At 64.0% G+C, this 10,617-nt stretch carries 9 protein-coding genes; 2 read left to right on the top strand and 7 right to left on the bottom strand.

Features of this window, described 5'->3' with window-relative positions; translation table 11 throughout:
* From PVZ72_RS00610 to PVZ72_RS00600, 3 genes are all read right to left on the bottom strand, one after another.
* A partial coding sequence (locus PVZ72_RS00610) for a hypothetical protein (protein WP_273860947.1) occupies positions 1 to 1,523 on the bottom strand: 1,523 nt, incomplete at its 3' end.
* Positions 1,523 to 2,467 carry a hypothetical protein gene (locus tag PVZ72_RS00605; protein ID WP_273860946.1) on the bottom strand — a complete coding sequence of 315 codons (945 nt, stop codon included), beginning with the start codon at positions 2,465 to 2,467 and terminating at the stop codon, positions 1,523 to 1,525. The genes PVZ72_RS00610 and PVZ72_RS00605, both read right to left, overlap by 1 nt.
* The gene (locus tag PVZ72_RS00600; RefSeq protein WP_273860945.1) at positions 2,464 to 7,953 is read right to left on the bottom strand and encodes a phage tail tape measure protein; all 5,490 of its coding nucleotides are present in this window, start codon (positions 7,951 to 7,953) and stop codon (positions 2,464 to 2,466) included. The genes PVZ72_RS00605 and PVZ72_RS00600 overlap by 4 nt, the downstream gene beginning before the upstream one ends.
* An 89-nt stretch (positions 7,954 to 8,042) precedes the next feature.
* Between PVZ72_RS00600 and PVZ72_RS00595 the strand changes: the two genes are divergently transcribed.
* Together PVZ72_RS00595 and PVZ72_RS00590 are read left to right on the top strand one after the other, a co-directional pair.
* Entirely contained in the window at positions 8,043 to 8,333 is a 291-nt protein-coding gene (locus PVZ72_RS00595; protein WP_273860944.1) for a type II toxin-antitoxin system RelE/ParE family toxin, read from the top strand.
* Positions 8,334 to 8,345: 12 nt separating this feature from the next.
* On the top strand, positions 8,346 to 8,675 hold the full coding sequence (locus PVZ72_RS00590; protein ID WP_273860943.1) for an addiction module antidote protein: 330 nt from the start codon (positions 8,346 to 8,348) through the stop codon (positions 8,673 to 8,675).
* Here the strand turns inward: PVZ72_RS00590 and PVZ72_RS00585 are convergent.
* The 4 genes from PVZ72_RS00585 to PVZ72_RS00570 form a co-directional block, all read right to left on the bottom strand.
* A complete protein-coding gene (locus PVZ72_RS00585; protein ID WP_337960390.1) occupies positions 8,672 to 8,941 on the bottom strand; it encodes a DUF1799 domain-containing protein in 270 nt (89 codons plus the stop codon). The two genes, PVZ72_RS00590 and PVZ72_RS00585, sit on opposite strands and share 4 nt — an antisense overlap.
* Before the next feature lie 56 nt (positions 8,942 to 8,997).
* Positions 8,998 to 9,381: a phage tail assembly chaperone gene (locus PVZ72_RS00580; RefSeq protein WP_273860942.1), complete on the bottom strand. Its 384-nt coding sequence runs from the start codon at positions 9,379 to 9,381 to the stop codon at positions 8,998 to 9,000.
* Positions 9,382 to 9,416: 35 nt separating this feature from the next.
* On the bottom strand, positions 9,417 to 10,070 hold the full coding sequence (locus PVZ72_RS00575) for a phage tail protein (RefSeq protein ID WP_273860941.1): 654 nt from the start codon (positions 10,068 to 10,070) through the stop codon (positions 9,417 to 9,419).
* A gap of 82 nt (positions 10,071 to 10,152) precedes the next feature.
* The gene (locus PVZ72_RS00570) at positions 10,153 to 10,614 is read right to left on the bottom strand and encodes a phage tail tube protein (protein ID WP_273860940.1); all 462 of its coding nucleotides are present in this window, start codon (positions 10,612 to 10,614) and stop codon (positions 10,153 to 10,155) included.
* Positions 10,615 to 10,617: the final 3 nt, after the last annotated feature.

Genomic DNA, 10,617 nt, shown 5'->3' with positions numbered 1-10,617 from the left:
GGAAGTGGGGGTATCCAAAACTGAGCAGCAGGATCGTAGTGCTGACCAATGATTATGTTACCCATATTCAGCTTGTTTCCGGATAGCTGAGTGGGCCACCAAAGGAAGCTGAAGTACTGGCTCCCTGGGACGCCACTGTAATAAGTCCAAGTAGCGCCATCAGCGCTAAATGCGACAACCCCAAGCGTTGTACCAGCCACGGAAATTGAACCTCCACACACAGCCTGGCCGTTGAATAGGCCCAGACCGCCGCGGAAGTTGAAGGGCACGGTAACCGCCGCCGACCACGTCTGCCCGTTATTATCGCTGTGGTGAAATACGTTACCTGTAGGTCCAGCGTATTGAGCTGTCGCCATGATGACTAGACGGCCACTGGGCAAAGCCTCAATACCAGACACAGCCAGCCCAGAAGGAATGGCAAATCGAGTCCAGTCTTTGCCATTTGCACTTCGAAAGATATAACCCGGACCACCGCAGGCCCAGAAGTAACCAGCGACAAACTTGAAAAGATAGGCGGTAGTATATTGGCTCAGACTGCCCGCTGCTGATGCAATTGGAGTGAAGGTGAAGTTTACCCCATCGCTACTTATGCTTACGCCGTCGCCTGGGTGCCAGCTAACAAGCAAACCATTCCCTTGAGCAATATAGTTGTCATAGCCGCCATTTATACCAAGCGGCTTATATCCGGCATTCCCTGACGTACCGCTAATGTCAGAGAATGCCGACAATCGATCACGTTGGTTCTGCAGCGAGACAAAGAAGGTGCCCTTGAAAAACTCTATCTGGCGCGTCAGGTAACCGTTGCCTGTCGCACCTGCGCCATTCACCGTGAACTTTGCCCAGGTACCGCCGCCATCAAGAGAGCGAGCGAATACCAAATCTTCATTCGTAGGCACAGCCATCGTGTTGCCGTTCTTCGCGGTAATCCCGGTCGGGTTGGGCTGATAGGTGCCCAGGTTTCGGGTCCAGTCGATCAGGGTGCCCAGACGGGCGAAGAGCTTCGGGTAGGCTGCCTGATTCGCCGTCAGACCTGCGGCGATAGGCACGTAGCTCGCACCAGGGTTCACCGACGAGTAGAGGTAGTCGCCCGGGCGCAGGCCGACGTCCTGATAGCTCACCGACTTCTCGTTGGCGTCCACCACAATAGCCTTGCCGGCGTTGCCAGCCAGGCTGCCGAGACCAGCAGCAGAGCCGGCGGCGGCGGCGAAGACCTGGGCGCTATCCGAAGATGCCTTGGCGGCATCGGCGGATGTCTTGGCATTGCCTGCCTGGGTCGTGGCCAGGTCGACCTGGGCACTAGCGTCGGTAACCGACTTGGCTGCGGCCTTGGCGCTTGCAGCAGCCTGGTCCTTGAACGTAGCGACGTCAGTGGCCTGACTCCCCATCCAGGTAACGACGTCGTTGACCTGGGTCGTCCAAGGGCCGATGGCAGCGGCCCAGGCATCGGCGACTACCGGGTAGACGGTGCGCGCCATTGCCCGGTTCGGCGCCTGCGGCAGCGGATTGATAGAGGGGTTTGCCATCAGATGAGCGCTCCTACTTCAAGGGTGCATTCGGAATACTTGCCGTTGGGGCAGACCACGTTGAGGTCGCCGAACCGGCCGTAGATGAGGGTCCACTCGCGCTTCAGGTCGCCGATGAAGACGGCAGGCCGCGTGAGGTACTGGGTGAGCAGGCGCCGGAAGCTGGTGACCTGGGCGTCAGGGATCGAGATGGGGAACGTGACGTTGTAGCTGTAGCCCCGCTCGGTCACGTAGTCGTTCCCGAAGGTGTCCTTGTCCTTCGTGCTGAAGTCGGTGATCCCGAAGCCGGCCCCCATGAGTGCGGTGCCCAGAGTGACGACCTGGCCGGCCACCGCCATGGAGCATGTAGCGGTGCCGCCGGCGCCCGCCTCCACCAGGATGTGAATCCGCGCCGTGCCGTAGGCAGGGAGATCGGTCAGGGCGAAGGAATCAACCCGTTCCACCGACGTGAATAGCCACTCCCACATGTCCCCAGCAGCAGGGTCGACGAGGCTGACGACCTTCGGCCCGTAGACCACCCCATCCACGGGGTCGGTCATGGTGATTGTCGCCTGGTAGCCCGATAGGCCGAACAGCGCCAGGGCGTTCACCACCGAGCCCGGCGTGATGTCGACCTCGATGCTCGTGGGGTTCGACGTGAGGGTGCCGAGCAGCGTTACCTGCCGCTGCACCTGGCCGCTGGCCTGGGTGATCACCTGGCCAGCGGACTTATCGAACATCCGCCAGCGGTTGGTCGCGCCCGTGTCCAGCCACTTCGGCGCCGTGGCGCTGTCCTTGGCCGGCTCAACGTTGTTGGTGTCGACCAGGGACTCGAACACATGGTGGTTCTGGATGACCCGGTCGCCCTTCTTGTAGGTCCCCGCCACCCAGGCCGGAGCATCCGTCTCCGGCACGCTGGAGTAGAGATTCGCCGGCGTAATGCCCACCGGCTTGATCATCATCATGCTGTGGCTCCTTCAGCAGCAGCCTGGTTACGGAGTACGCCGGTGTTCACCGCGGCCTTGCGGGTGTTATCAGCGATCCAGAACAGGCGAGCGTTCCCGGCGTCGGTTTTGTTCAGGATCTGCTGCAGCAGCGCGATGACCCGGCTCAGGTCGGCCTCGGACAGCATCCCTGCGGTCTGGCGGGCGTTGTAGACGTAGCCGGGCTGGGCGAAATCGATGATCTCGGGCCCCTGCTCGCCCACCAGCGCCTTGCCGCCCATGTACTGGCCACCGCTGGCGAACGCCGGAATCTGCCCATTGGCCATCGCCGCGGCACGGATAGCCGCGTTGAGGTCGGAGATGTTCCCGGCGGCCACCTGCTGCTGCCAATACGCCAGGCCCGCAGCATCCGGCGCGCGCCCCAGGATGTTCTGGTACGCCGTGTTGATGGATTCGCCGTTCGCAGCACCGGCTTGGCTGATCGCGTTCGCCAAGTTTTTGCTGTTCAGGCTTCCGCTGCCCAGCTGCTGCTTCCAGTAGTCCGCGCCGGCTTGGTCCGGCGCCCGGCCGAGCACCGCCTTGTAGGCAGCGTCGATCAGGCTGTCGGCATTGACCGCACCGGTGCCGCCAGGGCGCGCCACGCCCACCGCCGCGCCGAACTGCTCCAGCGCCTGGGCGAGGGTCAACAGCGTGTTGTCGATGCCGTTGATGCCGTCCAGCTGCGCCTGCGCCAGATCGAGCTGGGACTGGATGGCCTTGACCTGGAAGTCGTAGGCCTTCTTGCTCAGATCGAGCTGGTCCTGGAGGCTCTTGACGCTCTTCTCGGCGTTGGTCAGCTGGTCACCGGCGGTGATCGAAAGCTCGTTGATCAGAGCGGTGGAGCGGCCCTGGTCACGCGCGAACGACAGCCAGTCGGTGTAGCGGCCAGCGCTGTTCCCGGCGACGGTCGAAGCCGCCTGGTCCAGGCCCTGGAAGTTCGCTAGGCTGCCGCCGGCGCGAGCGATCGCCGCGGCGGACTCGAGAGTTGCCGTAGCCTGTCCGTAGAGCACGGAGGTCGCGGCATCGCTCTGGCCTTGCAGCGTGCGCAGCGCCGTGGTCAGGTTGGTGGCCATCGAGGTCAGCGAGGAAACCGCCGACTGCGAGGTCGCCAGGCTGGCGTTCAGCGACGCGGTGCGCGCCGCATAGGCATCGGCAAGGGCATCCTGCTCTCGCTTCGCCGCCCGCTGGAGCGTGGCCATTGCCCCGTTCAGCATCGCCGCCTGCGCTTCGGCCAGGGCTTGGGTCGCCTGCTGCATCCGCTGTTCGAGGATGTCGTAGTAGGCGTCTGCCTGACCCTGGAGCCCCAGTAGCGTAGCGATCTGCTCCTGCCCGGCTTCCGTGGTCTTGTCCATCGAATCGACCAGATCTCGGAATCCATCCCGGGTGGCCGGCAGAGTGATGTTCACCAGACCGAACTGGCGAACCGCCTCGGCCATGGTGTCGTTGGCCTTCTCGGTATCGCTGAAGAAGTTCTGGTAATACCCGGCCGCGTTCTGCTGCAGGGCAGACAAACCACCCGCCGCCGCTGCCATCGACTCCGCCAGCTTGCCGCCGGCGACGCTCGTGTCGAACATCCCGATGCGCAGATAGCGGAACGCATCGTTGACGCTGTACAGGTTGTTGACGAAGGCCGTCAGCGCCTCGAAGTTGTACCCGCCCACGCCGGCGCCAGTGGCGTCGTTGATGGCGGAGGTCATCGAGTCGGCAACGGTCGAGAACCAGGCGGTGATCTCTTTCTGGATCTCCTCCTGGGTCTTGTCCTTGGTGCTGATCTGGGTACGGCCGATGGTTAGGCCGCTCAGGACGCCATCATTCAGCTGGACGCCGAGTTTCTTGTAGAGGGTCTCGACGCTCTCTTCCGTGGTGTCGTAGGTCTCCTGGAGCGCGTTCTCCGTGGCCTCATCGAGTGCTGTGAAGCGTGTGCGCTTCTTGTTCTTACCGAACAGGCCACCCTTTTTCTTCTGGTACTCGAACGATGCGCCATCGAAGTCGCCGCCGTTGACGCCAAAGGCGAGGCCGGTGTCCTTGGTCTGCCATTCCCCGCCCCACACAGAACTGCCGAGCAAGCTGCCCAGCGCGGCGCCAATGATGGTGCCGATACCCGGGAGGATCATGGTGCCCAGATAGGCGCCGCCGATGGCGCCAGCGGCACCGGTCGCAGCGCCCTTCGCGCCCGCGGCCTGGTAGCCGGCGATAGCGCCTCCGATGCCGTAGCCAGCAGCACCCAGGGCCGACAGGCCGGTGGATGCCGCCGCGCTGCCAGCGGTGCCGGTCGCACCTGCGTAGGTGGCGCTGCCGACCTGGCCGGCAACTACGTTCTGGCCGATGGCATAGCCGGTGTTGGTCGCCGCATTCGCGCCGATAGAGGCCGCCGCGTTGGCGCCGGCATTTGCGGCTGCACCACCGAAATAGCTGGAGATAGCGCCCGCGCCGTAGTCGTAGACACCGCTGAGACCGCCTGCCTGATAGGCGTTGTACAGATTGGCCCCGGTACCGGTGAGGAAGTTGTAGGCCTTGAGACCGGTATCCATCAGGCTCAGGCCGTTGGAGATACCAGAGCCGCTGCTCCCGTTACCTCCGGTGCTGCTGGAACCGAACAGGCTGCTGGCCATGCCGACCAGACCACCGGAACCGCTACTGCCCCCGCCGATACCGCTGATTATCTGCCTCAGCTGGACCCTGGCGAAGTCCGCGATGATTGAGCGCACCAGGTCCTTGAATGATGCTTTGGTCCCGGTGATGAAGGACAGGAGGTAATCCTCCATGCCCTTCAGCGCGCCGGTGAAGGCATCGCGGGTCTGACCGGCGACGTTGCGGGCGTTGCTCAGGTAGTCCTGCCAGGCGCCCTGGGCACCGCTGGCCCAGTTCGACTGCGCCACCTGGAGCTGGGCATAGTTGTCCTGTACCTGCTTCGCCAGGGCGATCTGGTTCTCGCGGAGCTCCTGCTCGCGCTTGGCGTAGGTCTCGGCGCTGATCGATCCCTCGTCCCTCTGGCGGTTGAGCGCCTTCAGGTCCTCGATGTAGCGATCGTTGAGCCGGTTGAGCTGGTCATAGAGCGCGGCCTGCTCCTTGCCCATGCCGACGGCTGCGGCAGCACGCTCGCCTTGCAGGCGCAGCGCTTCCACCTGGGCCTGGAGCGACGCCGTGTAGGCGTCCGAGGCCAGGGTCAGTTTGCGGAGCCGGCCCTCCTCCTCGGTCTGCAGCGTGGCCCGCTTGGTGTCGAGATCGGCGAGCGCCTTGGTCTGCGCGGCCTGCACGTCGCTGAGCCGGTTGGCCAGCTGGATGCGCTGCTGGGCCGACAGGTTGGAACGGCCCTGGAGATTCTCGATGGCCGCGACCTGGGCACCATAGGCCTCCTCGATCTTGCCGCGCTCCTTGTCCAGCAGAGCAGCCCGCTGCTGGTAGGCATCGGACTGGCTGACCAGCCCGGCGCGGGCCAGGGCCTCGATCTTCTTCTCAGCTGAGTCGTATTCCCCGACTACCAGTTTGAGATCGTTCTGCAGCTGGTTCAGCGATTCGGTGTCGAGCGCCGGCGCCTTGATCTTCGGGGTCTTGGCGTCCTTGTACTTCTCGGCGATGTTCGCCAGGACCTTGTCCACATTGGCCTGGGCGACCAGGTCGGAGTTCGGGTCGACAGCCTTGATCTGCCGCACCCACTCCAGGTACTCCTTCTTCTCCTTGTTCCGCTTCTGCTCGTTGGTGAGCGTCGCCTCAGTCAGGGCCTTGACCTTGACCGCGGCCTCGATGCCAGCGTTTTCGTTCTGGCGCTGCCGGCCCTGCTCCGCGGCCTGCTGTTGCTGGACGCCGAGTTGCTCCTTCAGCGTCGCCAGCTGGCGTTCGTAGGCGGTGTTGTCATAGCCGCCCAGGTTCTTGCGCTTCTCGATGAACGCGGTCAGCTGGGAAATCTTGGTTTCGAGCGTGGTGTCGCGACCGATGCCCAGCATCGCGTCCCAGGCCTTTTTGGCCACGGAGCCCAGGCTGTTCCAGGCGGACTCAAGCGTCCCCAGGTTCTGGCGGACCTTGGACGTCATCTGCTCCTGGGCGTCCGCGAAGGTCCGTTGCGCCAGCGACGCGGCTTCCTGGGTGCGGCCCTGCTCGACCAGCGCGGTGATCTGCTGATAGACCGCGGTGGTCAGGTAGCCATACTGCTCGTTGAGCTTGCGCGAAGCCTCCACCGGCGATTTGCCTAGCTCGGCGTACTGCTGGACCACGTCGGCAATGGCGGTGCCGGTGGCGCTGGAGAATGACGTCGCGGCGGAGCCGATGCGCTCCAGATTCTCGGCGGAAACCTTGCCGGTGCTGGCGAGCAAGGTCAGCGCCTCGGCCGCCTGTCCGGTGGTGCCACGGACCTCGGCCATGCGCTCGGCCATGCCCGCTAGCTGGTTCACCGAGGTGCCTGCGGCGTTGCCGGTCAGGATCAGCGCTTTGGCGTAGCGTTCGGACTCCTCGCTGCCCTGGTAATAGGCCACGCCGAGCACTGCCACCGCAGCGGCGGCAACGGTGAAGGGGTTCACCAGGCCCAGGACGTAGCCGCCAAGGGCCTTCGCCGCAGGCCCTATGCCGCCGAACATATCTTTCAGCTGGCCGCCCTGCTGCAGGAAGACGGTCAGCGGCGCCTGGCCGCCCTGGAGGCTGACGACGATGTCGGTCAGCTGGGCAGGGACACCACGCATGGCCGCGGCGGTCGCCTTGGCGGACATGCCGGTCCGTTCGAGCTGGGTGTCGAAGTTGCCCAGCCCAGCGCGGGTCTGTTCCAGCCGGCTGTTGTACTGCTCGAAGGTGTCGGCATCGATGAGGCCGGACTTCTTGAAGCCCTGGAGCTTGCGCTGCTGGGCATCCAGGCGGTCCAGCGCCGCGACGGTGGGGTCGATCTGGCCAAGCAGCCGTGCGACCTGGTCAGCCTCGTCCTTGATGGCGCGGGCGGTCTTGGGCGCAGAGGCGGCCACGGCCTGGTTCTGGGCCACAACGGCGCTCAGCGACGCGGCCACAGCGCGGAACTCGGCTGTGGACTGGCCCATCACGGTGCCGAGGTTCTGCAGCAGCTGGGCGGACTGCCGCTGCTGGACGTTGAGCTCTCTCAGCTCGGCGACGGTCAGGCCGGAAGACTTGGCGAGATCACCCAAGGCCTGGGCGGCGTACTGCTGCTTGAGGTTCAGCGCTGTCAGCTCGGCATTGGCCTGGCTGGCAGATTTCGCCATCTCGGACAGCGATTGGGCCGACTCACCAGCGGCGCGGGCCGCTACAGCTTGCTTGAGATTGAGGGCCGCCAACTCCTGGTTGGTACGGCCGACAGCGTTGCCCAGTTCGCCTGCTGCCCGGGCGGTTTCCGCCTGCTTCAGGTTGAGGGCGGCCATCTCTTTGTTCGTGCGCGCGCCCGACTGAACAAGGCGATCAAGGGCGCTGGCGGCCTCGTCGACCTCCTCCGAATAGATGCGGAGGCCGATTTGCGCGATGGAGGGTCCGCTCATGCTTTTCTCCGGGCAATAAAAAACCCGCCGGAGCGGGTGTTCGAGTGGAAAGGGCTTGCCCTTATAGAGTTGTCAGATATAATGGACACATGAAAAACATCCAGACCACCGCTGCTTTCGATACCTGGTTCAACGGCCTGAAGGACCGCCAGGCCTACGCCCGCATCGCGGTGCGCATCAGCCGCTTGGCCGACGGCAACCCCGGCCAGCATCGCAACCTGAGCAACGGTGTGTCTGAATTGAAAATCGATCACGGCCCCGGCTATCGCGTGTACTACGTCGAGCGCAACGGGGTGACCTATATCCTGCTGTGTGGCGGCGACAAGAAGTCCCAGCAGAAAGACATTGAAACCGCCCTGTCCATGGCTGACAGGGTCTGAAGGAGGTTCGCTATGGCTGACACCAAAATCGAGACCCGCCCCTGGGACGTTGCCGAGCATCTTCGCGATGAGGAGGACATCCGCCTGTACATTGAGGCCGCTCAGGAAGAGGCGCCGAACGATGCCGCCTTCCTCGCGAAGGTCCTGGGGGATGTGGCCCGGGCCCGTAACATCTCCCAGCTCGCCAGAGAAACCGGGATCACCCGGGAAACGCTGTACAAGGTGACCCGCGGCGAAGGGAATCCCACCCTGGACACCATCAGCAAGCTGGCCAATGCGCTGGGCTTTCGCCTGACGCTACAGCCGCTGGCTGGAACCGAAACAGTAGCCGCAGCACGCTAGGGCTTGTTCTCTCGGTTCTCCGCCATCGTCCGCAGGGCTTCCTTCTCCATGACCCGGATGTCCCGGAACACCTCGCGGCGCCGGCGCTTGCCCTTCACGCCGGCCATGTCCATAACCACTGGCACGACGCTGTAGTCGAGCCCGGTGGCGCCGCCCATGCCGGTGCGCCACTGGGTCATCATCCCCTCGAACACCGCGAACGACTGCTCGTTGGCCGCCCAGATCTCGATCACCTCCTCCTCGATGTCTTCGGGGAGAAAGCCCAGCGCCGACAGCTGTTCGGTGCTCGCGGTCGTCGCGTAGAGCAGATGGGCGACCTCGGTCAGTTTCCCTCGCGGGCGCCCTCGTAGGAGGCCTTGTATGCCGCGATGATCGCGTCCGGCACGGCGACGTAGGTGCTGACGAGGGCGCGCACGTTCTCCTCGTTGAACTCCTCCTCGAACTCCCAGCCCACCACGATCTTCTGCAGGTACTCGACCTGGAAGTCCTTCGACTGCTCGGTGACATCGATCATGGTCGAGCCATTGGCGGTCATCAGATCGGCGAATTTCTTGCCCTGCTCGATCTCGGTCTGGATGAGAGCCGACACCTCGCTCCGGCTCAGGAACTTGAACTCGAAATTCACCTTCACCGGCTTCCCGCCGATCTGAGGGATATCAACGGGACGGGTGAAGGTGGGCTTCTGCTTGATGCTGATTTTGGCCATTACTGCGCTCCGAAACGAGGGGTACTACAACGCCCTTAGGCGTTGTAGCGGGTGATACGGCTGGACAGGGAGAAGCTGATAACGCGGGTCATCAGCTGGCTGCGGGACATGGTCGGCACCTGGCTGATGCTGACGAAGCCAGGCATCAGGATCATGCTGCCGCTCGGCAGGATGACCAGCAGCGCGGTGCCCAGCTTCGCCTCGCCGTAGCCCTCGACCACCGGCACGTAGGGCGCGTCAGGCTCGTCCTGCACGGTGATGGAGCAGCTCATGGGGCTGCGGCTGGTCGGGAACTGACGGTCGTCGTCCTCGCTCAGGTAGGTCACCGTCAGGAACTGCTGCTCGCCGCCGCTGGTGGTGAAGTCGGTGATCTTGGTGATCTCGGTCCGGGTCATGACCTTCACGAAGCTGCCGACGCCACCGTTCGGGGTGTAGAAGGTCAGGTTCGAGGTGTCGACCTTCTCCAGCTGGAAGGTATCGGTGGTCACGCCGGCGACGCGCGCGACGCGGTTGTCGAGCTTGCCCCAGCCAGAGGTCAGCAGGACCAGATCGCCGTTGGTGAGGCCGTGGGCGGTCGAGGTCACGACGGCCGGGACGGCGTTGGTGATCGCGGTGATGGGTTTGGCCGCCGACAGGGTGTTGGCGACTTGAACGATGGAGCCGTTAGGAAGTGGGACGCGGGTTGCCATTGAGGCGATCCTCTATCTGGAAATGAAAAAGCCCGCACAAGGCGGGCTGTCTCGGGGTTCCTCCGGGCGGAGGGGTATTGCCTCAGGCCGGACGGCGGCGCTTCGGCATGGCGGTGAGGCCGAGGGTGAAGGTCACCACCAGCAGCTCGTTGCGGTTCAGGGTGGGAAAGTAGCCACCGGTGGCGTAGGCCGGGAACGTGATCAGGGCGCCTGACGGCAGCCGGATCTGCCAAGCCAGCAGGCGCTGGATGTCCCTGGCGCTCGTGATGAGCGTTGCGTGCGTCGACTCGGGGTCGTCTTGGACCTGCAGGGCGATGTCATGGAGGCTGCGGCCAGTGGGGAACCGGACGTCCTCGTAGCCGGCGAGCGGTTGATAGGACGACCATTTCTCCTCGCCGCCAGACGGGTTCAGGCCCGATCCGGTGACCTTCTTCACCTCGACCCAGCTGCTATCCGATGGCTCCGGCACCAGCATGGTCTCGGCACTGATGCTGGTGGAGACGAAAACCGTCGTGCCATTGGGCAGCGGAATGATGTTCGGCATGGT

The organism is Pseudomonas sp. LA5 (genome assembly GCF_028640825.1).
GTDB classification, from domain to species: domain Bacteria; phylum Pseudomonadota; class Gammaproteobacteria; order Pseudomonadales; family Pseudomonadaceae; genus Chryseomonas; species Chryseomonas aestiva.
This window is presented reverse-complemented; position numbering and strand designations above follow the sequence as displayed.

What these genes read in the sequence shown, in the direction of transcription:
- PVZ72_RS00605 (WP_273860946.1), bottom strand. Translation starts at nt 2,467, where the DNA reads ATGATGATGATCAAGCCGGTGGGCATTACGCCGGCGAATCTCTACTCC.
- PVZ72_RS00600 (WP_273860945.1), bottom strand. Translation starts at nt 7,953, where the DNA reads ATGAGCGGACCCTCCATCGCGCAAATCGGCCTCCGCATCTATTCGGAG.
- PVZ72_RS00595 (WP_273860944.1), top strand. Translation starts at nt 8,043, where the DNA reads ATGAAAAACATCCAGACCACCGCTGCTTTCGATACCTGGTTCAACGGC.
- PVZ72_RS00590 (WP_273860943.1), top strand. Translation starts at nt 8,346, where the DNA reads ATGGCTGACACCAAAATCGAGACCCGCCCCTGGGACGTTGCCGAGCAT.
- PVZ72_RS00580 (WP_273860942.1), bottom strand. Translation starts at nt 9,381, where the DNA reads ATGGCCAAAATCAGCATCAAGCAGAAGCCCACCTTCACCCGTCCCGTT.
- PVZ72_RS00575 (WP_273860941.1), bottom strand. Translation starts at nt 10,070, where the DNA reads ATGGCAACCCGCGTCCCACTTCCTAACGGCTCCATCGTTCAAGTCGCC.
- PVZ72_RS00570 (WP_273860940.1), bottom strand. Translation starts at nt 10,614, where the DNA reads ATGCCGAACATCATTCCGCTGCCCAATGGCACGACGGTTTTCGTCTCC.